General features: G+C 57.5%; 23 protein-coding genes, 1 tRNA gene and 2 pseudogenes. 7 read left to right on the forward strand and 19 right to left on the reverse strand.

Annotated elements, in window-relative coordinates; genetic code table 11:
- Positions 1–24: 24 nt before the first annotated feature.
- From CRX69_RS22170 to CRX69_RS22185, 4 genes are all read right to left on the reverse strand, one after another.
- The gene (locus CRX69_RS22170; protein WP_107322869.1) at positions 25–1,647 is read right to left on the reverse strand and encodes an acyl-CoA synthetase; all 1,623 of its coding nucleotides are present in this window, start codon (positions 1,645–1,647) and stop codon (positions 25–27) included.
- A gap of 123 nt (positions 1,648–1,770) precedes the next feature.
- On the reverse strand, positions 1,771–3,327 hold the full coding sequence (gene gcvPB, locus CRX69_RS22175; RefSeq protein ID WP_076385518.1) for an aminomethyl-transferring glycine dehydrogenase subunit GcvPB: 1,557 nt from the start codon (positions 3,325–3,327) through the stop codon (positions 1,771–1,773).
- Positions 3,324–4,727: an aminomethyl-transferring glycine dehydrogenase subunit GcvPA gene (gcvPA, locus tag CRX69_RS22180; protein ID WP_107322870.1), complete on the reverse strand. Its 1,404-nt coding sequence runs from the start codon at positions 4,725–4,727 to the stop codon at positions 3,324–3,326. Before gcvPA ends, gcvPB begins: the two co-directional genes overlap by 4 nt.
- A gap of 36 nt (positions 4,728–4,763) precedes the next feature.
- A complete protein-coding gene (locus CRX69_RS22185; protein WP_107322871.1) occupies positions 4,764–5,930 on the reverse strand; it encodes an ATP-NAD kinase family protein in 1,167 nt (388 codons plus the stop codon).
- 161 nt (positions 5,931–6,091) lie between these two features.
- Between CRX69_RS22185 and CRX69_RS22190 the strand changes: the two genes are divergently transcribed.
- Together CRX69_RS22190 and CRX69_RS22195 are read left to right on the forward strand one after the other, a co-directional pair.
- A complete protein-coding gene (locus tag CRX69_RS22190; protein WP_107322872.1) occupies positions 6,092–6,697 on the forward strand; it encodes a TetR/AcrR family transcriptional regulator in 606 nt (201 codons plus the stop codon).
- Between the two features lie 156 nt (positions 6,698–6,853).
- Positions 6,854–7,303, forward strand: a complete 450-nt coding sequence (locus tag CRX69_RS22195) for a hypothetical protein (protein WP_107322873.1) — start codon at positions 6,854–6,856, stop codon at positions 7,301–7,303.
- 237 nt (positions 7,304–7,540) lie between these two features.
- Here the strand turns inward: CRX69_RS22195 and CRX69_RS22200 are convergent.
- Positions 7,541–7,932, reverse strand: a pseudogene (locus tag CRX69_RS22200) (phage holin, lambda family).
- A gap of 203 nt (positions 7,933–8,135) precedes the next feature.
- Positions 8,136–8,717: an OB-fold protein gene (locus CRX69_RS22205; RefSeq protein ID WP_177513927.1), complete on the reverse strand. Its 582-nt coding sequence runs from the start codon at positions 8,715–8,717 to the stop codon at positions 8,136–8,138.
- Between the two features lie 298 nt (positions 8,718–9,015).
- Here CRX69_RS22205 and CRX69_RS22210 point away from each other — a divergent pair, with 298 nt between their 5' ends.
- Complete coding sequence (locus CRX69_RS22210; RefSeq protein ID WP_107322875.1) at positions 9,016–9,270, forward strand: hypothetical protein; 255 nt, start codon at positions 9,016–9,018, stop codon at positions 9,268–9,270.
- Positions 9,271–9,403: 133 nt separating this feature from the next.
- Here the strand turns inward: CRX69_RS22210 and CRX69_RS22215 are convergent, their stop codons facing one another.
- Entirely contained in the window at positions 9,404–9,940 is a 537-nt protein-coding gene (locus CRX69_RS22215) for a hypothetical protein (RefSeq protein WP_107322876.1), read from the reverse strand.
- 226 nt (positions 9,941–10,166) lie between these two features.
- Here CRX69_RS22215 and CRX69_RS22220 point away from each other — a divergent pair.
- Positions 10,167–10,415 (forward strand): annotated as a pseudogene (locus CRX69_RS22220) (tyrosine-type recombinase/integrase); the annotation flags it as partial.
- A 69-nt stretch (positions 10,416–10,484) separates the two neighbouring features.
- Here the strand turns inward: CRX69_RS22220 and CRX69_RS22225 are convergent.
- From CRX69_RS22225 to thrS, 9 genes are all read right to left on the reverse strand, one after another.
- Positions 10,485–10,561, reverse strand: a tRNA-Pro gene (locus CRX69_RS22225).
- An 89-nt stretch (positions 10,562–10,650) separates the two neighbouring features.
- Complete coding sequence (locus CRX69_RS22230) at positions 10,651–11,007, reverse strand: MerR family transcriptional regulator (RefSeq protein WP_003179985.1); 357 nt, start codon at positions 11,005–11,007, stop codon at positions 10,651–10,653.
- On the reverse strand, positions 10,988–11,290 hold the full coding sequence (ihfA, locus tag CRX69_RS22235) for an integration host factor subunit alpha (RefSeq protein WP_002553164.1): 303 nt from the start codon (positions 11,288–11,290) through the stop codon (positions 10,988–10,990). The genes CRX69_RS22230 and ihfA overlap by 20 nt, the downstream gene beginning before the upstream one ends.
- Before the next feature lie 3 nt (positions 11,291–11,293).
- Entirely contained in the window at positions 11,294–13,672 is a 2,379-nt protein-coding gene (gene pheT / locus CRX69_RS22240) for a phenylalanine--tRNA ligase subunit beta (protein ID WP_047229333.1), read from the reverse strand.
- Between the two features lie 36 nt (positions 13,673–13,708).
- Entirely contained in the window at positions 13,709–14,725 is a 1,017-nt protein-coding gene (pheS, locus tag CRX69_RS22245) for a phenylalanine--tRNA ligase subunit alpha (protein WP_047229332.1), read from the reverse strand.
- Between the two features lie 109 nt (positions 14,726–14,834).
- Complete coding sequence (rplT, locus tag CRX69_RS22250; protein ID WP_002553161.1) at positions 14,835–15,191, reverse strand: 50S ribosomal protein L20; 357 nt, start codon at positions 15,189–15,191, stop codon at positions 14,835–14,837.
- A gap of 30 nt (positions 15,192–15,221) precedes the next feature.
- Positions 15,222–15,416: a 50S ribosomal protein L35 gene (rpmI, locus tag CRX69_RS22255; RefSeq protein ID WP_002553160.1), complete on the reverse strand. Its 195-nt coding sequence runs from the start codon at positions 15,414–15,416 to the stop codon at positions 15,222–15,224.
- Positions 15,417–15,476: 60 nt separating this feature from the next.
- Positions 15,477–16,028 carry a translation initiation factor IF-3 gene (gene infC, locus CRX69_RS22260; protein ID WP_169432615.1) on the reverse strand — a complete coding sequence of 184 codons (552 nt, stop codon included), beginning with the start codon at positions 16,026–16,028 and terminating at the stop codon, positions 15,477–15,479.
- Complete coding sequence (gene thrS, locus CRX69_RS22265; protein WP_107322877.1) at positions 16,028–17,950, reverse strand: threonine--tRNA ligase; 1,923 nt, start codon at positions 17,948–17,950, stop codon at positions 16,028–16,030. The genes infC and thrS overlap by 1 nt, the downstream gene beginning before the upstream one ends.
- Positions 17,951–18,323: 373 nt before the next feature.
- Between thrS and CRX69_RS22270 the strand changes: the two genes are divergently transcribed.
- Together CRX69_RS22270 and CRX69_RS22275 are read left to right on the forward strand one after the other, a co-directional pair.
- On the forward strand, positions 18,324–18,626 hold the full coding sequence (locus tag CRX69_RS22270; protein ID WP_047229331.1) for a hypothetical protein: 303 nt from the start codon (positions 18,324–18,326) through the stop codon (positions 18,624–18,626).
- A 289-nt stretch (positions 18,627–18,915) separates the two neighbouring features.
- Positions 18,916–19,128 carry a cold-shock protein gene (locus tag CRX69_RS22275; protein ID WP_047229330.1) on the forward strand — a complete coding sequence of 71 codons (213 nt, stop codon included), beginning with the start codon at positions 18,916–18,918 and terminating at the stop codon, positions 19,126–19,128.
- A gap of 66 nt (positions 19,129–19,194) precedes the next feature.
- Here the strand turns inward: CRX69_RS22275 and CRX69_RS22280 are convergent, their stop codons facing one another.
- Positions 19,195–19,509, reverse strand: a complete 315-nt coding sequence (locus tag CRX69_RS22280; protein WP_107322878.1) for an I78 family peptidase inhibitor — start codon at positions 19,507–19,509, stop codon at positions 19,195–19,197.
- Positions 19,510–19,672: 163 nt separating this feature from the next.
- Positions 19,673–19,978 (reverse strand): hypothetical protein, encoded by a 306-nt coding sequence (locus CRX69_RS22285; protein ID WP_107322879.1) that lies wholly within the window; start codon positions 19,976–19,978, stop codon positions 19,673–19,675.
- A 131-nt stretch (positions 19,979–20,109) separates the two neighbouring features.
- On the opposite strand from CRX69_RS22285, the gene CRX69_RS22290 reads away from it, so the two are divergent.
- Positions 20,110–20,307, forward strand: coding sequence for a hypothetical protein (locus CRX69_RS22290; RefSeq protein ID WP_047229327.1), 198 nt, complete (start codon positions 20,110–20,112; stop codon positions 20,305–20,307).
- A gap of 44 nt (positions 20,308–20,351) precedes the next feature.
- On the opposite strand, the gene CRX69_RS22295 is transcribed toward CRX69_RS22290, so the two are convergent.
- Positions 20,352–21,380, reverse strand: coding sequence for a nucleoside hydrolase (locus CRX69_RS22295; protein WP_047229326.1), 1,029 nt, complete (start codon positions 21,378–21,380; stop codon positions 20,352–20,354).
- Between the last annotated feature and the right edge of the window lie 11 nt (positions 21,381–21,391).

The following is a 21,391-nucleotide window of genomic DNA, read 5'->3' on the forward strand; positions in this document are numbered from 1 at the left end:
GCTTATCGGTCAAGCGGGTTCCTTTCAGAGTGCCTTGGCCCAGCCGCGCAGTACGTACTTCTGGATTTTGCCCGTCGAAGTTTTCGGCAACTCGCTGAACACGACGGTTTTCGGGAGTTTGAACCCTGCCAGATGCTCACGACAGAAGCGAATGATCTCGGCTTCCCGAGTGTCCTGGCAGTCAGCTTTGAGAGTGATAAAGGCACACGGAGTTTCACCCCATTTTTCGTCCGGACGGGCGACCACCGCAGCTTCCAGTACCGCCGGGTGACGATACAAAACGTCCTCAACCTCGATGGTGGAAATGTTCTCTCCTCCCGAGATGATTATGTCCTTGAGCCGATCCTTGATTTCGACATAGCCGTCCGGGTGACGAACCGCCAAGTCGCCGGTGTGAAACCAGCCGCCCCTGAACGCCTCACGGGTGGCATCGGGGTTCTTCAGATAGCCTTTCATCACTGTGTTGCCGCGCATGAAGATTTCGCCAACGCTGATCTCATCGCAAGGCACCGGCTCCATCGTCTGCGGATCGGCAACCATCAGGCCCTCCAGGGTCGGGTAGCGCACGCCTTGGCGTGACTTGATCTTCGCCCGTTCGTCGAGCGGGCGCTCATCCCATTGCGCGTGCCAGGCACAAACAGTCACAGGACCGTAAACCTCGGTCAATCCATAGACGTGGGTGATCTTGATGCCCATCTCCTCGACCGCACCGATGACCTTGGCCGGCGGCGCGGCACCCGCCACCATGGCGTTGACCGGGTGATCGAAAACGACCTTGGCCGAGTCTGGCAGGTTGACCAGCGCGTTGAGCACAATGGGCGCACCGCACAGGTGGCTGACCTGATGCTGGTTGATCAGGGTGAGAATTTTTTCCGGGTCCACGCGGCGCAAAAACACATGAGTACCGGCCAATGCGGTGACGGTCCACGGGAAGCACCAGCCATTGCAATGGAACATCGGCAGAGTCCAGAGGTACACCGGATGGTTGCCCATCGCCCAGGTCATCTGATTGCCCAGTGAATTGAGATAGGCACCACGGTGGTGGTAAATCACTCCTTTCGGGTTGCCAGTGGTGCCGGACGTGTAGTTGAGGGCGATGGCTTGCCACTCGTCCTCAGGCCATTGCCAGGCGAATTGCGGGTCGCCTTCAGCGAGGAAGGCTTCATAGTCCAGATTGCTGAGCGCTTGGCCTTCGCCATACTCCGGGTCGTCCACATCGACCACCAGGGGAGGATTGGACAGCAGGCTCAAGGCTTCACAGATCACCCCGTGGAATTCACGGTCGGTGATCAACACCCTGGCTTCACCGTGTTCCAGCATGAAGGCAATGGCTGGCGCATCCAGCCGTACATTGAGGGTGTTGAGGACTGCACCAATCATTGGCACAGCGAAGTGCGCTTCGAGCATGGCCGGGATGTTGGGCAGCATCACCGCGACCGTATCGCCCTTGCCGATACCCCGCCCGTTGAGCGCGCCGGCCAGGCGTCGGCAGCGCTCATAAGTCTGTTGCCAGTTGCGCCGTACCGCGCCGTGGATCACCGCCGGATACTCACCGTAGACCGAGGCCGTGCGCTCAATGAAGCTCAGTGGCGAGAGCGCGACATGGTTGACTGGCGAGGGCGCAAGGCCCGTTTCGAAAATCGACATAAGATATTCCTGTGAGGAAGTTCCCAGCCGCGTAGCACGGCTGGATACTTCCAATGGCTGATTGTTGGCTCTGCTCAGGTGTACATCACGCCCCTGGGACGCTGCATCAGTGCAACCGCTGGTTCAAACCGTGCGCTTATCGTTTTTGCGCACGTACGAGCGCCATGTCATGGCCCACTGCTGCGGGTCTTCCAACTGCGCGCTCTTGAGCCGGTGGATCGCCTGGTTATGCGGCGAGGTTTTGACAATCTCGGGATTAGAGTAGGCCTCGTCAGAGATCCGCGCGAGCACCTGGATCCAGGTGTCCAGCGCTTCCTTGCCATACATTTCGCCCGGCTCTGGGGTGAACGGCTCAGGTATCAGCCAAGGGTGGTGGCTGCTCCACATCGGATCAATACCGAAATCGCTCATGCGGTTCTGCACGTCGTGGACATCGACCCCGGTGTCCTCCTTGAGTTGCTCAAGGCTGTAGCGGGTCATCTCCATTCGCGCACTTGTGGCCTCGGGATGGGAACGGGTGACACCGCGAATGGCCAGCAGGCCTTTTTCCATGTAGTTGTTGGCCAGCACGGAAATATCCGAAGCCTCAGACATGCCCGCTGCACCCATGGCGCGGGACCAGGCGTAGGCCTTGAGAATCACTGGGACATTGCCCCAGAACTCGCGAATCTTGCCGCAGCTCTGTGGACGGTCGTGATCGAGGCGGTAGCGCTCACCGTCAAAGGCGACCACTGGCGCGGGCAAGAACGGCGCAAGTTCCGCCGAGCAGCCATACGCTCCAACAGCGGGCCCGCCGACACCACTCTTGGGCGCGCCGAAGGTCTTGTGCAGCATAAACATGCAGGCATCAAAACCGAGTTCGCGTGCACGGATTTTGGTCATCACGCCATTGAAGTTGGCGTGATCGTAGAAGCACAGGCCGCCGGCCTCGTGCACCACGCGCACCCATTCGCGGATCTCGGGATTGTAGACGCCCATGTCGTCGGGGTTGTTCACCATCAATGCGGCGGTGCGGTTGGACACGGCAGCCTTGAGCGACTCGAGCGACGGATAGCCATTCTCCTCAATCATCAGGGTGATGACTTTGAACCCCGCCGCAGCGGCCGTCGCGGCACTGCTGGGGTGTGTCTGGATGGTGGTGATGATCTCATCACGCTGGGCCAGTTCACCACGGGACGCATGGTAGGCGCGGGTCACGGCGCAACTGGTATAGGCCGCGTCGGCACCACCGCCCGCCTGGAAGATGAACTGATCCATCCCGGACAATTCACGCAAGATCGTGTCCATGCCGTGTACCACTTCCAGCGCACCTTGCAGGGTGTCTTCGTCCTGATACGGATGTACGTGGGTGATTTCCGGGCGCCAGGCCATGGCCTCGTTGATCTGCGCGTTGTACTTCATGGTGCAGGTGCCGAACAGGCTGATGTTCATCATGCCCAGGGTCTGCTGCGACAAACGCAGGTAGTGGTACAGCACCTCGGGCTCGGACATTTGCGGCAACGCCGGTTTGCGCGAGCGGCGCATAGTCGCGGGAATCAAATCAGCGGCGCTGCCGACAGCTGTTTGAACGTCGGCTTCGACATCGGAAAAAATCACTCCGCGACGGCCGGGATAGCCCATTTCCAAAATGACAGGTTCGCTCCAGACGGGGGCGTGGTATTCCCTGAGTGTGGTGCTCATTGTGCGATTACCTTCTTGAGTGCAGCGGTCAGACGCTCAAGGTCTGCCTGGGTGTGAATCTCGGTGACGCAATACAGGGCACTGGCGCCCAGCTCCGGGAAGTCCTGCGTCAGGTCTTTGCCGCCGAAGATCCCGAGTACGAGCAACTGCTTGTTGATGTCTTTCACACTGAGCCCGGTGGCGTCGAAATTGACCACGAACTCTTTGAAAAAACCGGACGCAAATGTCACGCCTACCCCTGGAATTTCAGCCAACAGCTTCGCGGCGTAGTGAGCCCGTTGCAGAATGACCTTGCCGACGTCTTCAAAACCTTGCGGCCCCATCATGGCCATGTACACGGCGTTGGCGATGGCCCACATGTACACCGAGTGGCCGGTCCAGTCGTTACCCTTGTCACGCAAGCCATAGGACGATTGCTCGAACAGGCTCAGGCCAAAACCGTATTCGCCGGGCTTGGTGGTCTCACCGATACTGATGAACAACGTCGGGTACTGGTGGGCGTAGAGTTCTTCATCGCGGGTTGCAATGAAGCCACTGACACCGCCGCCACAATTCATGTGCACACCGAGCGGCTGAGTGGTACCGACCACGATGTCCGCGCCGAAATCGATGGGCGCGGCCAGCACGCCCAGGGAGATAGGGTCGACACCGACGATCACTTCGGCACCCGCCGCGTGGGCAATCGCCGCAATCTCGGCACCTTGCTGTTCGATCACCCCAAAGTAGGACGGGGTTTCGAAATACACGGCGGCGGTTTGTGCACCGATTGAGGCGCGTAGGTGATCGAGGTCGAGCAAACCGGTGTTCGGGTCATAGTCGACGAGGCGCACGACGATGTGGCTCGGCATGTCGACCGGTTCGCAGTAGTTGCGAATAATCGACAGCCGCTCCGGGTCGATGGCGCGGACCACCGCCACTTCGTGACGCCCGGTGATGCGTGTGGCCATACGGATGGCGTGGCCGGCGGCGCAACCCCAACTGCGCACAGGCAAGCCGACCAGGTCCATATTCAGTAGCTCGCCGAGCTGGCTGCAGAATTCGAACCAGGCCTGGTTGCGCCCGTGATCGGAACTCGGTTCGCCGAACACCGACGTCAGCCATTCGTTGCGCCGTACCACCTCGTCGCAGGCCGCCGGGACGTGATGCTGCCAACAGCCGGCGCCGAGGAAGTTGAGGTTCTGCTCGCAGGTCTTGTTCTTCGACAGCGTACTGACCAGGTGTCGGCGCAGCTCACTCTCGTTCAGTGCCGGCGGCAGGTTGATCGGCCGCTGCAGGCGATGTTCCTCGGGGATTTGCTGGAACAGTGCCTCGATGCTGTCAACACCAATCGAGTCCAGCATCTCCTGCTTGAGGGCGGGGACGGAGTTCGCCATGTAGGGGTGGGCGACATGATTACTCATGGGGTTATCCTCGGTTTTTTCGGATGGAACAGATGGTCAGGATCGAACCCTGAAAAAGACGGACCGGTCAGGTCCTGTGTGCACGCGTATATGGCCGCTGAGCGCGGCGTCGACTTGGGCGTCGCCGGTGTCGACGCGCAAGCAACCGGCGTCGAGGGAGAGCAGCTTGTCCATCGAGGCGATCACGATGAGGTGCTCGCGTCCTGCCCGGCGGATGACCTCGGCGCTGATCTGCTGATTGCCACGGCCGAACAAGCTGCCATGCCCGCCAAGGACGCCGACGATGATGCGGATCTCATAGCCCTCCATCAGCCGGATCAACTGGTGTTCGTTGAGGTCAGAGCCCACCAGCGCGCCGTTCAGTACGGCATCGACACCCAGCAGCGTCGATGGCAGGCCGAGTTCGGTCATCACGCGCCGCGTGGTGGTGCCGGGCCCCAACAGGTACAGGCAGCCTGGCTGCATCTCTCGAACGACCTGCCGACAGGCGGCGTCCAGCGCCAAGCTGTCACTGGCGACAGACCCGGACTTGGCGTTTTGTACGAGGTGACGTTCATAAGGGCTGCGTGCATAGCCATAGAGTTGCGCAGACACCTGGTCATTTCGTGTGGCCGCTTCATCGATGTCCATCACCTCGGCCTCGCGAAAGCGCACTGAAGGCTCGCCAGCAATAAAGCGTGCGGCGAGGCTTCCGGCGTTTTCGGGATTGGTACCGAAGACGGCGGAATACATTTTCACGCCCGTTGGGATACCGAGGATCGGCACCCGGTCGCTGACCATTCCCAGCACATCCCGCGCCGTGCCATCACCGCCGGCGAAAAGCAGTAGATCAACGTTGGCGTAAGCCATGACAATCGCCGCGCTTCGCGTGTCATCAGCTTCGCTCGATTCGGATATTGAGCGGTAGACGACGATAGGATCGAGACCGGCGGCGCGTGCAACGTCTTCGCCCAACGCACCAGAGCCGGTGAGCAAGCGAAAAGGCATGGACGAGGCAGCCAGGCGTTTGAGCGCAAGCACGGCGCGCTCGCTGGAGACCGGCCGCGCACCACGGCGTCGCGCCTCTAGCAGGACATCGGGGCCATCGGTGCCCTTCAAACCCACCGGGCCGCCCATGCCCGCCACAGGATTGACGATCAGCCCGAGGGTTTTGCCCTGGCCGACGCTGGTGACTGAACTCTCGGGATCGCGCTGCTCACACATTGCTCGGTATCCTGTGCTGAAGAGCGGCGTCACCGGCACTGAAGAAACAGATCTCCATGCCGATTGCATACGCCGCGTATGTGAGCAACAATACGACATACGCAGCGTATGTCAACTGACATACGCCATGCATGTTGAATTTTTGATGAGGAAAACGATCGATGGCGCAGAAGCGTGCGGACATGATTTCGGAGACCCGCGGCAAGCTGATCAAGGCAGCACGGGAAGCCTTCGCGACGAAAGGCTATGCGGACAGTTCGATGGACGATCTGACCGCGCAAGCGGGGCTCACCAGGGGCGCGCTATACCATCACTTCGGTGACAAGAAAGGGTTGCTGCAGGCAGTCATCACCCAGATCGACGAAGAAATGATGGCGCGCCTGTCCGTCATCATCGATGAGGCGGCCACGATCTGGGACGGCTTCATTGATGAATCCATCGCGTACATCAAGATGTCCCTGGAACCTGAAATCCAACGCATCGTGTTCCTAGACGGGCCATCGGTGCTGGGCGATCCTTCGCAATGGCCCAGCCAGAACGCCTGTATCCGCAGCACCCAACGCAGCATCCAACGGCTGATCGATGAGGGGACGATTCGCAAGGTCAACACCGAAGCGACGGCGCGCCTGATCATGGGCGCCCTGCTCGGCGCGTCCTTGTGGATCGCCAACGCCGATGATCCGCACACAGCGTCCGAGCAAGTGGTGGAGAGTTTTGTCGCATTGGCGTCGGGATTGTTGCTGGTGTCTGAAACGGCAGGTCAGTAGTGGGGCTGGGTCAGACGGATGCCGAAATCGGAGAACTCAAACAACTCAACCATCGACGCAGGAGGTACTGGTCTGTCCATTTGCGCTCCTGTACTGCCGAGTTGCCATCACTGCATGCAGTCATTGAGAATGAGCGATTTCATTTGAAGGAAAGACATGGAAAGGCAACAAAGACCGCCGAACAATACATTTTGGTCGAATGTTAAGAAGCTCGCATTGATCGTGCCGATCGCCGGACTGGTGGGAGCCGGTCTGTCTCAATTGTTAGTAGGCGGCATCGATTACGGTGAGCTCAGAAGCTCTCTAAAGACAGCAAATAGCCGTAACGAATCACTTGAAAAAACGCTTGGTGAGTTCCGGCAAGCAAACGAAGAGTGGCGCAATGCCTACACGAAACTGAACGCTGACCTTTCAGCCGCCAGGGCAAGTGTGGCCGATATGCAGAACGATCAATGCGAATCGATTCGGAGCGTCATCTCGAACTTGCAATACAAAATTGAGAATGCCTACGGATATGGTGAAACTGAGGAAAAGCGTATGAACCTTCAGATAATAATGAAGCAGCATCAAGAGTCTTTACGCGCATGCTTCGCCTCTAGGAAGTGAGACCAGCCATACTCGTCGCCCCGCTATCAGCCTGTCCTGAACGGCAGAGCTTTGATTTGGTCTAAAGGCAGCCCGCCGCCTTGAAGGCGTCGATTGAATCGCGATGGTACTCAAGTCGGTCGGGACTTTGTTGACGTCTTTGGCTCATAATGAGGCACGTGGCGCTGGCAGGATACGTTGGTCACGCCGACCTGAATGTAGCGACGCAATTTGCTGATACGCAAAACGTGTCGCGCTTTACTCGGGCTTCCGGCCAGGAAGCTTGAAGTCATTCACCCGATCAGCAATGGATCGGATCTTCTCCACCCCGAGGAAGCCAACCCAGCCGCCCACGAAGGTAGCCATGCTCTGGGGCAGCGAGAAGAACTCAAGGCCGCTGATGATGGTGAGAGGCAGAACACCACAGATGGAGCCCTCTTCGATCGTGTGCCGCCGCCGTACGTGATTCGCAGGACGGCCATAGCGCAGGACAACGCAGCCGCGTAGAGGATTTGCGAATTCTGGCTCAACCACGCAAGCGCTATCGCCCAGGTGTCTGGTTTGTCTGCATGTTGGACATCTCTGTTCCTCCCCGTCAGGGACAGGAATACGACAGACCGCAACCTGCGGGATAGATCAGCTCCAGCCACACTCCCAGCTCGGAGCGATGGGCGTGCTGAGCCGAAAACTAAAGAGCCCCGGCAAATGCCGAGGCTCTGTGAACGTAGAAAGCCAAAAAACCCAACACTGGATCGGGCTTTGCTCGCAAAAAAAACACAAAGTAACGGAAAAACTAAAAACTCAAATCGATTCCGTCAGGCATTCTCCGCGCCTCCATTTGCATCAATTCTGCTTACTTCAACAGCTCGCAATCTTCGAACATAGGAGTTTTGACGACATCCCCTTTACCAGTGCAAATGACTTTGACGGTGGCACCCTTCTTCAACGTTGCCATAACGGCCAAGTCGGATTTTTCAAACTTAAAATGCGGCCCCATGAACTGGTTCGTGCCGGCCAGCACCAGGTAAGGCTTTCCGAGGAAGTCAGTATTGATGTCGGTGATCCGGCCGGTCACCTGAACTCGTTTATCCTTGAACTGGACGTCTGCGGCAACGGTGTTGTCCTCATAACTCGACGCTACTTGTGCGGCGGTGTAGGCCTTAAGAGGTTCGGCAGGAGCAGTTGCAGCAGCAGGGGCTGGCGACGATGCGGATGTCTTGGAAATCTGAGAACTGGTGTTGTGGCTTGACGTTGAGGACGGCGCCCCGGCGACAATAAGAATGGACAGCACAAGCCAGCCGAACCCAATGATTCGAGCGAGAAGCGAATGCCCGTTCCGCAGCAGAAACCATACAAATACAAAGGGCAGGAACAAAATCCCAAGCCCGAGAAGAAAACCGACATTGCGTTTAGTTGGCGCGGTCACTGCAGTCATATCGCTCTCCGTGGCGATCGATGGGGGAGAGCATTTTGTACGCAGCGACATCAAAATGCTACCAGCGCATAAAGGAAGCCTTTAAAGCTTAAGGAATGCAATCCTAGCAACGGCCCAGCGCTCTTCACTCATTTCCTCCAGTCTCGAATAAGCAAGAAGGTTTTTCGTTCTTTCGCTTGGCATCTGGCCATAAAAAAGCCCGACTCAATGGCCGGGCTGTAAAACAGTTGTGAATCGTGATACCTAGATTTTTTGAACCACCGCCTGCAAGGCGCCACCATGGAAAAGGAGCTTCACAATGTTAGTAGATATCTACCGAGACCGGGCGCTTGAAAAGATCCTGATCGTCGAGGACGGCAAAGGCATTCCAAGAATATCTGACTCCGGCTCTGAATTTCTGGATGGCTTGGCGTTTCATCGCCAAACAGATATCAGCACAGACGATCTGCCGACAGGACTTAACAAAAATGAGGTCCTCACATCTCTAAAGAAGCACGGGTTTTACGTGGCAAGTAACGCTGCAACAATCAGCGAGGTTGAGATCCTGGACTAGCCCTGAAACGAAAAAGCCCCGCACGGTGGCGAGGCTGGCAACTGGTGCAGGAGGCGACAGGGTCTTGCGTGAGCACCCGATAAACTTGCGTCCATGTCCCAGAGGATCGACCTAGCCATGCTTCGAAGCATGTTTAGCTTTCTTCCTTCGCCCCGGGAAGGGAGCGACAGCTATGCTTTAATGCTATGGCCAGTTTGTAAATATTGTCCGGGTCCGACTCCGCTCGCACTTCGTTTGCTCTCGCGATAATCAGAGAGGCTATACCATCGCGCTCTCGCATAAATGCCGCTGGAGCCAAAGGACCTTTTTCGGCGCTACCCAAAGTAATGCTTGCAACGCCCGCAAGCCCCGCCGTGATAGCGGGAGCAAAACCTCCAGTTCCAGCAGCAGCCAACATGGCACCTGTAAAGCCCATCACGCCTCCACCAGCACCCACACCAAGCCGCCAGAACTCTGCGTTCTTGGTTCTAATTTCATAATTGTTCGAACGGGTCCAGCAATACTCTGCGACGGTATCGAAGTCCTTGAGCGCCGCGACCATCGGGGCTTTTGTTGAGTCGGATTTAACAAAGCTCTCATATGCCGTCAACGCTGGAGGGCTTACTTTGGTCACGTGATAGCAACCTGACAAAAGAAGAGCGCCGACTACGACAAAGTTTCCTTTAGTCATACCTACCTCCAATTACCCAAAATAGGGCACTTGTGATTGTAGATACGAATTCAATTATGCGAGTGGCATTTTGATATGGGCGACTGGGCTGATAGCCAATCTTAAAACATCACGCTGCTTGATCAATTTAACGAAGCCAGCCGTGCAGATTGAGAGGTGCGATCAAGAATTGACGGCCCGCATGATCGCCGGGCACTTCATTCAACGTGTCTCTGTGTCGCGCTGGATTCGCCCCGCTCACCCTGGGTATGCATCCATAAGGGTGCACGACTTGAAACACACGTTTGGCCGTCGCCTTCGGGCGGCAGGTGTCACGCAGGAAGACCGAAAGGCTTTGCTGGGGCACAAGAACGGCAGCATCACCAGTCACTACTCGGGCGCCGAGCTCGGGCATCTGATCGAAGCTGCGAATATGGTATCAGCAAACGACTCTAGGGGACCGGTGCTGACAATCTTGAAGAGGAAAACAGGATGAAGTCCCGAAAAACTCCCCACCAATGAAAAAGCCCAACTGGCTAGAGTTGGGCTAAATCATTGAAAAATATGGTCGGGACGGAGTGATTCGAACACTCGACCCCTAGCACCCCATGCTAGTGCGCTACCGGACTGCGCTACGCCCCGACTAGGCGTGAATCTTGTTCCGTCTCTCAACGGAACGCTCAGGAATATATCGCAAGCTTTTGAAAACTGGAAGATTTAAAAGCAGAAATTTATTTCTTGAGCACCACCAGCACATCTTCAAGCTCGGCGATCATCTGGCGGATCATCTGTTTGTACTGGGTTGTATCGTCTTTGGCCTCATCACCGGAGAGGCGCAAGCGCGCTCCGCCGATGGTGAACCCCTGGTCGTACAGCAGCGCGCGGATCTGCCGGATCATCAGCACGTCTTGTCGCTGATAATACCGGCGGTTTCCGCGGCGCTTGACCGGGTTGAGTTGAGGAAACTCCTGCTCCCAATAGCGCAGCACATGCGGTTTTACCGCACACAGCTCGCTGACTTCACCAATGGTGAAGTAGCGTTTGCCTGGGATGACGGGTAGCTCGTCGTTATGACTTGGTTCCAGCATAAGCCTCAACTCGGGCCTTCAACTTCTGCCCTGGACGAAAGGTGACCACACGGCGAGCCGTGATCGGGATTTCTTCACCCGTTTTCGGATTGCGGCCAGGCCGCTGGCGTTTGTCCCGCAGGTCGAAATTGCCGAAACCGGACAATTTGACCTGTTCGTTGTCTTCCAGAGCGTGCCTGATTTCTTCGAAAAACAGTTCGACCAATTCTTTGGCCTCCCGTTTATTCAGGCCCAGCTCCTCATACAGACGTTCCGCCATCTCAGCTTTCGTCAGAGCCCCCATACGTCACTTCCTTAACGTGGCGTTCAACCTGTTTTCGAGCGAGGTGAGGATATTCTGCGTTGCGGTATTCACCTCATCGTCATTAAGAGTGCGCGATGGATGCTGCCAGGTCAAGCCGACTGCAAGGCTTTTTCTATGCGGATCAATGCCTTTACCCTGATACACGTCAAATAGCCTGAGGTCCGTGAGCCATTCGCCTGCATTTTCACGGATTACATCCAGTACGGCGCTGGATGCAACGTCGCGATCGGCCAGCAGCGCAAGGTCACGCCGCACTTCAGGAAAGCGCGATAACTCCTGGAATTTCGGCATTTTCCCCAGTGCCACTTCGCCCAGAACCAGCTCGAAAACAAACACAGGACGATCAAGCCCCAGGGTCTTGGACAGTTCAGGGTGAATCGCGCCGACATAGCCGACTTCACGCCCGTCACGCTCAATGCGTGCCGTCTGGCCCGGATGCAGCGCCGGATGCTTGCCCGGCACAAAGGTGAACGCATCGAGCGCGCCGGCGAAGCCCAGCACCGCTTCCACGTCAGCCTTGACGTCGAAGAAGTCGACGACATCGCGACCTTGCGCCCAGCCTTCCGGCAAACGACTGCCGCAAACGACACCGGCCAGCATTGGCTCTTGCTTCAAGCCTTCCAGCTGACCAACGAAACGCAGACCGCTTTCGAACAGACGTACGCGGTCCTGTTGGCGGTTCAGGTTGTGCTGGAGCGACTTGACCAGGCCCGGCCACAGGGACGAGCGCATGGCGGCCATGTCGTTGGAAATCGGGTTGGCCAGCAACAGCGGCTCGACACCCGGATTGAACAGCTCGAACTGACGCGGATCGATGAAGCTGTAGGTGATCGCTTCCTGATACCCACGAGCCACCAGCAGACGGCGCAGTTCCGGCAGGTCGCTACGGGCTTCGGCCTTGGCCTGTGGGGCCAGGCGCGCCTGCGGGTAGCGAACCGGTAAACGGTTGTAGCCGTACAGACGGGCCAGCTCTTCGATCAGGTCGACTTCCAGGCTGATATCGAAGCGATGGCTTGGCACTTCGACACGCCACTGCCCTGCCCCGTCGGCGCTGATGTTCAGGCCCAGGGCGCTGAGCAGGCGCTCGACTTCAGCCGGGTCCATTTCCATGCCGAGCATCTGCGTAATGCGCTGGGCACGCAGGGTGACCGGTGCGATTTTGGGCAGGTGCTGTTCGCTGACGGTTTCGATGATCGGGCCAGCTTCGCCGCCAGTGATTTCCAGCAGCAGGCCAGTGGCGCGCTCCATGGCTTCACGGGCCAGTTGCCAGTCCACGCCGCGCTCGTAACGGTGCGAGGCGTCGGTGTGCAGGCCATAGGAACGGGCCTTGCCAGCCACCGCAATCTGGTCGAAGAACGCACTTTCAAGGAACACATCACGGGTCGTCGTGGAGACGCCGCTGTGCTCGCCGCCCATTACGCCGGCAATCGCCAGGGCACGGGAGTGGTCGGCGATGACCAGCGTATCGCTGCGCAGGGTCACTTCCTGGCCATCGAGCAGTACCAGCTTCTCGCCTTCCTCAGCCATGCGCACGCGGATGCCGCCGTTGATTTCGGCAAGGTCGAACGCGTGCAGCGGCTGACCCAGCTCCAGCATCACGTAGTTGGTGATGTCGACGGCAGCGTCGATGCTGCGCACGTCGGCGCGACGCAGGCGCTCGACCATCCACAGCGGGGTCGGCTTGGACAGGTCGACATTCCGGATAACGCGCCCCAGGTAACGTGGGCATGCCGCCGGCGCCAGCACTTCAACCGAGCGCACTTCATCATGCACCGCGGCAACGGTCGCGACCGCTGGACGTGCCACTGGGGCGGCATACAACGCGCCTACTTCACGAGCCAGACCGGCCAGGGACAGGCAGTCGCCACGGTTCGGGGTCAGGTCGACCTCGATGCTCGCATCGTCCAGGCTCAGGTACTCACGGATGTCCTGGCCGACTGGTGCGTCAGCCGGAAGCTCCATCAGGCCATCGTTGCCTTCGCCAATCTGCAGTTCAGCCTGGGAGCACAACATGCCGTTGGACTCGACGCCACGCAGCTTGGCTTTCTTGATCTTGAAGTCGCCCGGCAGTTCGGCACCGATCATGGCGAACGGGATCTTCAGGCCCGGGCGCACATTTGGCGCGCCGCAGACCACCTGGAAGGTTTCCGCGCCATTGCTGACCTGGCACACCCGCAGCTTGTCGGCGTCCGGGTGCTGCTCGGTGCTCAGCACCTCGCCCACCACCACACCACTGAATTCACCGGCGGCCGGCGTCACGCTATCGACCTCAAGACCGGCCATCGACAGACGAGCAACCAGCTCGTCCCGGCTTACCTGCGGGCTTACCCAGCCGCGCAGCCATTGTTCACTGAATTTCATCCTGCTCTCCTATTAGATTCGTTACGGGTCTGCGGCTTAGCGAAATTGCGCAAGGAACCGCAAGTCGTTGTCGAAGAACAGGCGCAAGTCATTTACACCGTAACGCAGCATGGCCAGACGCTCGACGCCCATGCCGAAAGCAAAACCCGAGAACTCTTCCGGGTCGATCCCGGACATACGCAGCACGTTCGGGTGAACCATGCCGCAGCCCATGACCTCCAGCCAGCCGGTCTGCTTGCAGACGCGGCAGCCTTTACCGCTGCACATCACGCATTCCATATCGACTTCAGCGGATGGCTCGGTGAACGGGAAGTACGAAGGACGGAAACGCACCGCCAGTTCTTTCTCGAAGAACACCCGCAGGAACTCTTCGATAGTCCCTTTCAGGTCGGCGAAATTGATGTCGCGATCCACCAGCAGGCCTTCGACCTGATGGAACATCGGCGAGTGGGTGATATCGGAGTCGCTACGGTACACACGGCCTGGGCAGACAATGCGGATCGGCGGCTGCTGCGATTCCATGGTGCGGACCTGTACCGGCGAGGTATGGGTGCGCAACAGCATGTTCGCGTTGAAATAGAAGGTGTCATGCATCGACCGGGCCGGGTGATGGCCTGGGATGTTGAGCGCCTCGAAGTTGTGATAGTCGTCTTCGACCTCAGGGCCTTCGGCAATGCCGTAGCCGATGTGGGTGAAGAACTGCTCGATACGTTCCAGGGTCCGGGTAACCGGATGCAGACCGCCGGAAGTCTGGCCGCGGCCAGGCAGGGTCACGTCGATGGATTCGGCGGCGAGCTTGGCAGCCAGATCCGCTTCCTCGAACAAGGCCTTGCGCGCATTAAGGACTTCTGTAACACGCTCCTTGGCAACGTTGATCAGCGCACCGACCTGCGGACGCTCTTCGGCCGGCAGGTTCCCCAGGGTCTTCATCACCTGAGTCAACTCGCCCTTCTTGCCAAGGTAGTGAACCCGGATTTGCTCCAGGGCATTGATATCTTCAGCGCTTTGCACAGCCTCTAGTGCTTGAGAGACCAGCGCGTCCAGGTTTTCCATGTACAGACTCCAGATACAAAATAGGGGAAGAGCTTGAAGGCTCTTCCCCTATTTATGACGTTTAACACCTGGCCCCACAGAGGTGAGGCCGGGTGACTGTCGGGGGTACTTAAGCCAAGGTGGCTTTAGCTTTCTCGACAATCGCAGCAAACGCCGCTTTTTCGTTCACTGCCAGATCAGCCAGAACCTTACGGTCGATCTCGATGGACGCTTTTTTCAGGCCGGCAATGAAACGGCTGTAGGACAGACCGTTAACACGAGCACCAGCGTTGATACGAGCGATCCACAGAGCGCGGAACTGACGTTTTTTCTGACGACGGTCACGGTAGGCGTATTGGCCTGCCTTGATTACCGCTTGCTTGGCAACACGGAATACGCGGGAACGCGCGCCGTAGTAGCCTTTAGCAAGTTTCAGAATTTTTTTGTGACGCTTACGGGCAATGACGCCACGCTTTACACGAGCCATGAGTTACTTCCTCTATTCTTGATCCAAAAATTAACGAAGGCGCAGCATGCGCTCGACTTTTGCCACGTCAGACGGATGCAGCAAGCTGCTACCGCGCAGTTGACGCTTACGCTTGGTCGACATTTTGGTCAGGATGTGGCTCTTGAAAGCGTGCTTGTGCTTGATACCGTTAGCAGTTTTCAGAAACCGCTTAGCAGCACCACTTTTAGTTTTCATCTTTGGCATGTTCGGATACTCCGCATTCAGTTGATAAACATAATCGCAAGGCCTGCCGTGCCCTGTTGATTACTTCTTCTTTTTCGGGGCGATGACCATGATCAGCTGGCGTCCTTCCATCTTAGGATGCTGTTCGACCGAACCGTACTCGAGCAGGTCTTGTTCAACCCGCTTGAGGAGTTCCATCCCCAGCTCCTGGTGGGCCATCTCACGGCCGCGGAATCGCAAGGATACCTTGGCCCTGTCCCCGTCACTCAGGAAACGTACCAGGTTGCGCAGTTTTACCTGGTAATCCCCTTCCTCCGTCCCTGGACGAAACTTGATTTCTTTTACCTGAATCTGCTTCTGGTTTTTCTTCGCCGCGGCAATCTGCTTCTTCTTTTCGAAGATCGACTTGCCGTAGTCCATCACCCGGCAAACCGGCGGGACTGCGTCTGCGGAAATTTCTACCAGATCAAGCTTGGCTTCTTCAGCAATACGAAGCGCTTCATCAATCGAGACGATGCCAATCTGCTCGCCGTCAGCGCCAATTAACCGAACCTCGCGTGCCGAGATATTCTCGTTGATCGGGGCTTTCGGTGCAGCTCGTTTATCTTGTCTCATTTCACGCTTAATAATAATTACTCCAAATCTGGGCGACCACGCCGGGAAACCGCTTGCGCGAGGAACTCAGCGAATTCGGCGACGGGCATCGAGCCCAGGTCAGCACCTTCACGAGTACGCACAGCGACAGTCTGCATCTCGACCTCCCGATCTCCAATAACCAAGAGAAAGGGAACCTTGAGCAAAGTATGCTCGCGGATTTTAAAGCCGATCTTTTCATTTCTCAAGTCGGACTTGGCACGAAATCCGCTTTGGTTGAGAGTTTTTTCGACCTCGGCGGCAAAATCTGCCTGTTTATCAGTGATATTCATGATCACTGCCTGGGTCGGCGCCAACCACGCGGGGAACGCACCCTCGTAGTGTTCGATCAGAATCCCGACGAAGCGCTCGAACGAACCGAGGATCGCGCGGTGAAGCATGACCGGGTGCTTGCGGCTGTTGTCTTCGGACACGTATTCGGCGCCCAGACGGATCGGCAGGTTAAAATCGAGCTGCAGGGTACCACACTGCCACACGCGACCAAGGCAATCTTTGAGCGAGAACTCGATCTTCGGCCCGTAGAAAGCCCCTTCGCCCGGTTGCAGATCGTACGCAAGGCCCGCGCTATCGAGGGCAGCGGCCAGCGCTGCTTCGGCGCGATCCCACAACTCATCGGAGCCGACGCGTTTTTCCGGACGAGTGGACAGCTTCATCTCGACTTCGGTAAAGCCGAAGTCCCGGTAGACGTCCATGGTCAGCTTGATGAAGGCAGCGGATTCGGCCTGCATCTGCTCTTCGGTGCAGAAGATATGCGCATCGTCCTGGGTGAAGGCACGCACGCGCATGATGCCGTGCAGCGCACCCGATGGCTCGTTACGGTGGCAGGCACCGAACTCGGCCAGGCGCATCGGCAGCTCGCGGTAGCTTTTCAGGCCCTGGTTGAACACCTGCACGTGGCAAGGGCAGTTCATCGGCTTGATGGCGTAGTCGCGGTTTTCCGACTGGGTAGTGAACATGTTGTCGGCATAGTTGGCCCAGTGCCCGGATTTCTCCCACAGGCTACGGTCAACCACTTGCGGCGTCTTGATCTCCAGGTAGCCGTTTTCACGCTGGACCTGGCGCATGTACTGCTCGAGCACCTGGTACAGGGTCCAACCGTTCGGATGCCAGAACACCATGCCCGGGGATTCTTCCTGGGTGTGGAACAGGCCCAGGCGCTTGCCGATCTTGCGATGGTCACGCTTCTCGGCTTCCTCGATACGCTGGATGTAAGCCGCCAGTTGCTTCTTGTCGGCCCAGGCAGTGCCGTAGACGCGCTGCAACTGCTCGTTCTTCGCATCGCCACGCCAATAGGCGCCGGACAGCTTGGTCAGCTTGAAAGACTTCAGGAAGCGGGTGTTCGGCACATGCGGGCCACGGCACATGTCGACGTATTCTTCGTGGTAGTACAGGCCCATGGCCTGCTCGTCCGGCATGTCTTCCACCAGACGCAGCTTGTAATCCTCGCCACGCGCCTTGAACACTTCGATGACTTCGGCACGCGGGGTCACTTTCTTGATGACGTCGTAATCTTTCTCGATCAGCTGCTGCATGCGCTGTTCGATGGCCTCCATGTCTTCCGGCGTGAAAGGACGCTCAAAGGCGATGTCGTAATAGAAGCCTTCGTCGATGACAGGCCCGATGACCATCTTCGCGCTCGGGTACAGCTGCTTGACCGCGTGGCCCACCAGATGCGCGCAAGAGTGGCGAATGATCTCCAGCCCCTCTTCATCCTTTGGCGTGATGATTTGCAGCGTGGCGTCGCTGTCGATGACATCGCTGGCATCGACCAGTTTGCCGTTGACCTTGCCAGCCAGGGTGGCCTTGGCCAGGCCCGCGCCGATGGATGCTGCAACCTCGGCTACGGAAACCGGGTGATCGAATGAACGTTGACTGCCGTCGGGAAGAGTAATAGTTGGCATGGCGCCTCCTCTCCTAGTGGTGACCCCTACCAAAGGTCACGTGGGTTGGGATGAGCCAGTACAAGATCCAGTCCAGGCCATTCAATGACGAACGCCTGCCTTACAGCGGCAGGAGCCTTGCGGCCAACCGGGAAAACCGAACCAGAGTGACTGGGATTCAAATCAGGGTTAATCGAACATTTGCCGCAGCCGGGACCTGTTGTCCTCCGGAGCCTGAAAATACCCGAGCCCGGCATGCTAGCACAGATGAACGGTCATCGCCGCGCCCGGATTGAAGCGGACGTAAATCCTCGGTTTTTATGCCAGAGTGCTGAACTGTACCGCCCGCTACGCCTCAGATAACAAGACATCGACCCGAAAGGAGCATCTTCGCATGCGTCTGAACACATTATTTGCAGTAGTCGCCCCCCTCGCCCTGCTGCTCCCGCTGACCGCCCACGCCGAATGGCCCAAGGGGGAGCGTGAAAAATATATGGCCCAATGCACCGAGGCGGCCACGCCACAGATCGGCGCGGCAGCGGCCAAATCCCATTGCGCCTGTGGCGCCGATGCGATCAAGTCCTACCCGGCAGCCGACATTCAAGCCTTGATGGACAATAAGGCGACACCGCAGCTGCAGCAAAAAGCACTGGGGCAGATTGCAAAATGCAAGGCCGATAACAAGGCCAAAAAGTAAGAAAACAGGTCTTTGCACGGAGCCGTGCATCGATAAAAAACGCTGATTTCGGGCCTTTTTGACCGATTTATTCAGGTTTTACAGCTTTTTTTATCGTCTTTACGTTCGGCTGAAAGCCTTTAAAACCGGGCCTTTCAGCCGGATCAGGCAGTAAAGAAAACACGACTGATTGGCAAACAGCGCGTGCGGGGGGCTCCCAAATCGAACATTTCGACTATGATACCCCGGTGTGCCCAGTTGGCCTGAGCAGCACAGTACACTGAAAATATATGTTTCTTGGAGATACACCATGTCTAATCGCCAAACCGGCACCGTTAAATGGTTCAACGATGAAAAAGGCTTCGGCTTCATCACTCCTACAGGTGGCGGTGACGACCTGTTCGTACACTTCAAAGCTATCGAAAGCGACGGTTTCAAAAGCCTGAAAGAAGGCCAGACCGTTTCCTTCGTGGCTGAGAAAGGCCAAAAGGGTATGCAAGCTGCACAGGTTCGCCCAGAGTAATTACTCGGCGAGCACAAAAAACCCCGTCCATGTGACGGGGTTTTTTATGGGCGATTGAAAAATCAATCAGCCGCAGTTCACCCGATTGATGATCAGATTGGCGTCAGTGTTGAGATTCAGGCGATCCGAGCGGTACTCAAGCGTCATCATATCGTTGGGCTTGAGGATCCGCGCATATTGCGCACCGGCGCGGGTGCGGGCTTGTTCCAGCAGTTGCGGCGAGGCCTTCTTGCCGATGGCGAACTCGGCAGCTGTTGCTTCGCAGCGGCTGTAGCCTGTTTCTGTTGCTACCGGATCAGGGGTCGATTCAGAGGTGCTGCTGCAACCGCTCAAGAGCGCGACGGCCAGCAAAGTACCCAATGACGCGAGCTTCCAAGGCATGAAGCCTCCTTTTGTTGATGATTAAACAGAGAGCGTGCGACAGCCCAAACGAAGCTTGGTTTCAACCCAAGGGCTATCATGGTGCCCTCATCAGGAAAACAGGCAGTTTGCCTGAGCCGACATCCCGCTTCAGGGGTGAATCGTGACTGAATATGAATCGTGCTCAGTAAACGTCGATGTAGTCAAAGGGCGGATTCGGCCAGTTGTCTTTCAACGCATTGTAGATCTGCATGACCCAGACCTCGTCGCTGGCGGCGACCCGCCCGACGTAGCCTGAACCTTTTGCCCACGTTTCCAGCCGAAACGATAGCCCGTCGATGTCCACACCGCCCACCACGCCCGAAGACAAATAGGCGATACCCGCCTTGGTCACGCGCAGTTGGGTGTGCTCGTCATCACTGGCCGAAGCCAGCAACTGACGAACCGCGTCGAGGGTCAACCCGTCAGGAGCGTTCAAATCGATCTGCACGGCGGGGGCCTCTTCAGAAAGTCAAAAAGCAAGTGTCGCACAGCCCTTCCCTGATGCCTAAGTCGCAGTGCAAAACCCCAGGCAAAAATGGTTAACTCACCCTACAGACCTCCCAACTCGCGAGCCCGACCATGAGCACCGTCAGCATCGAAGCCACCATCAATGCCAAATGGTCGGAGGGCCACAGCTCCTATAGCCCTGGCAGCCCCGAAGAACTGGCAATCATCGGTATAGAACTGTTGGTCAAGGAGCTGGGAACGAAGGCGGCCCTGAACTTTATCCAGCAAGCGTTCGAACGATACCCCAGCAGCATTGAAGCGGTGGATTGAAACACACCCGCAAGCCCTGACCTGCGGGTGTTCGACAAGACCGATTACTTCAGACGCGCCAGGCGCTCGGTCAGCAGGTCAAAAAAGCCCTGAGCGTCGCCATCCTGCACCCAGTAGGCATTTTTGGGTGCCTTCAGGCCGTCGTACCAGTCAACGATGGTCTGTCCGAAAGTCGGCCCTTCACGGCTGTCCACCACGACGTTGACTGAACGCCCGGTAAACAACTCTGGCTTGAGCAGGTAGGCAACCACCGTGGCGTCGTGCACCGGCCCACCCGTCATGCCGTAGTGCTCCATATCACCTTTGACGTATTCGTTGAGAATGTCGCCGACGATCTTGCTGGCCTTGTTGTTCACGGCAGCGATCTGCTTCAGGCGTGCTTCGCTGGTGAGGATCTTGTGGGTCACATCCAGCGGCAGGTAAGTGAGCTTCACACCGCTCTTGAGCACCACTTCTGCGGCCTGTGGATCAGCGTACAGGTTGAACTCGGCCACCGGAGTGATGTTGCCGCCATTGAAGTGCGCACCGCCCATGATCACCACTTCCTTGATGCCCTGGACAATTTCGGGCTCCTGTATCAATGCCAGGGCCAGGTTGGTCTGCGGGCCAAGCATGGCAATGGTGATGCTATGGGGCTTGGCAGCCTTGAGGGTATCGATCAGGTAGTTGACGGCGTTGCCCTTGGCCAGCCCCTTCTTCGGCTCATACACCTCGACACCTGACAGGCCTTCCTTGCCATGGATGTTTTCCGCGTAGATAGGCGTGCGCATCATCGGCTTCGGCGCACCGGCATACACCGGCACGTCTTCGCGCCCCGCCCATTCCCGGGCCAGGCGAGCGTTGCGCGATGTCTTGTCCAGACGCACGTTGCCAGCGACGGTGGTCAACGCGCGGATATTCAGCTCTTCGGGGGAAGCCAGGGCAAACAACAGGGCAACCACATCGTCGGCCCCCGGATCAGTGTCGATGATCAGGTCGATTTTTTCCGCCGCCTGGGCGCTCGTAGCAGTGATCAGTGACAAAAGCAGCAGACTCCGGAACAGTTGACGCATTTTCTGAGCATAGCGGTGCATGGCGCATTCCT

This window comes from Pseudomonas rhizophila (genome assembly GCF_003033885.1).
Lineage (GTDB): Bacteria > Pseudomonadota > Gammaproteobacteria > Pseudomonadales > Pseudomonadaceae > Aquipseudomonas > Aquipseudomonas rhizophila.

What these genes read in the sequence shown, in the direction of transcription:
- CRX69_RS22170 (WP_107322869.1), bottom strand. Translation starts at nt 1,647, where the DNA reads ATGTCGATTTTCGAAACGGGCCTTGCGCCCTCGCCAGTCAACCATGTC.
- gcvPB (WP_076385518.1), bottom strand. Translation starts at nt 3,327, where the DNA reads ATGAGCACCACACTCAGGGAATACCACGCCCCCGTCTGGAGCGAACCT.
- gcvPA (WP_107322870.1), bottom strand. Translation starts at nt 4,727, where the DNA reads ATGAGTAATCATGTCGCCCACCCCTACATGGCGAACTCCGTCCCCGCC.
- CRX69_RS22185 (WP_107322871.1), bottom strand. Translation starts at nt 5,930, where the DNA reads ATGTGTGAGCAGCGCGATCCCGAGAGTTCAGTCACCAGCGTCGGCCAG.
- CRX69_RS22190 (WP_107322872.1), top strand. Translation starts at nt 6,092, where the DNA reads ATGGCGCAGAAGCGTGCGGACATGATTTCGGAGACCCGCGGCAAGCTG.
- CRX69_RS22195 (WP_107322873.1), top strand. Translation starts at nt 6,854, where the DNA reads ATGGAAAGGCAACAAAGACCGCCGAACAATACATTTTGGTCGAATGTT.
- CRX69_RS22205 (WP_177513927.1), bottom strand. Translation starts at nt 8,717, where the DNA reads ATGACTGCAGTGACCGCGCCAACTAAACGCAATGTCGGTTTTCTTCTC.
- CRX69_RS22210 (WP_107322875.1), top strand. Translation starts at nt 9,016, where the DNA reads ATGTTAGTAGATATCTACCGAGACCGGGCGCTTGAAAAGATCCTGATC.
- CRX69_RS22215 (WP_107322876.1), bottom strand. Translation starts at nt 9,940, where the DNA reads ATGACTAAAGGAAACTTTGTCGTAGTCGGCGCTCTTCTTTTGTCAGGT.
- CRX69_RS22230 (WP_003179985.1), bottom strand. Translation starts at nt 11,007, where the DNA reads ATGCTGGAACCAAGTCATAACGACGAGCTACCCGTCATCCCAGGCAAA.
- ihfA (WP_002553164.1), bottom strand. Translation starts at nt 11,290, where the DNA reads ATGGGGGCTCTGACGAAAGCTGAGATGGCGGAACGTCTGTATGAGGAG.
- pheT (WP_047229333.1), bottom strand. Translation starts at nt 13,672, where the DNA reads ATGAAATTCAGTGAACAATGGCTGCGCGGCTGGGTAAGCCCGCAGGTA.
- pheS (WP_047229332.1), bottom strand. Translation starts at nt 14,725, where the DNA reads ATGGAAAACCTGGACGCGCTGGTCTCTCAAGCACTAGAGGCTGTGCAA.
- rplT (WP_002553161.1), bottom strand. Translation starts at nt 15,191, where the DNA reads ATGGCTCGTGTAAAGCGTGGCGTCATTGCCCGTAAGCGTCACAAAAAA.
- rpmI (WP_002553160.1), bottom strand. Translation starts at nt 15,416, where the DNA reads ATGCCAAAGATGAAAACTAAAAGTGGTGCTGCTAAGCGGTTTCTGAAA.
- thrS (WP_107322877.1), bottom strand. Translation starts at nt 17,950, where the DNA reads ATGCCAACTATTACTCTTCCCGACGGCAGTCAACGTTCATTCGATCAC.
- CRX69_RS22270 (WP_047229331.1), top strand. Translation starts at nt 18,324, where the DNA reads ATGCGTCTGAACACATTATTTGCAGTAGTCGCCCCCCTCGCCCTGCTG.
- CRX69_RS22275 (WP_047229330.1), top strand. Translation starts at nt 18,916, where the DNA reads ATGTCTAATCGCCAAACCGGCACCGTTAAATGGTTCAACGATGAAAAA.
- CRX69_RS22280 (WP_107322878.1), bottom strand. Translation starts at nt 19,509, where the DNA reads ATGCCTTGGAAGCTCGCGTCATTGGGTACTTTGCTGGCCGTCGCGCTC.
- CRX69_RS22290 (WP_047229327.1), top strand. Translation starts at nt 20,110, where the DNA reads ATGAGCACCGTCAGCATCGAAGCCACCATCAATGCCAAATGGTCGGAG.
- CRX69_RS22295 (WP_047229326.1), bottom strand. Translation starts at nt 21,380, where the DNA reads ATGCACCGCTATGCTCAGAAAATGCGTCAACTGTTCCGGAGTCTGCTG.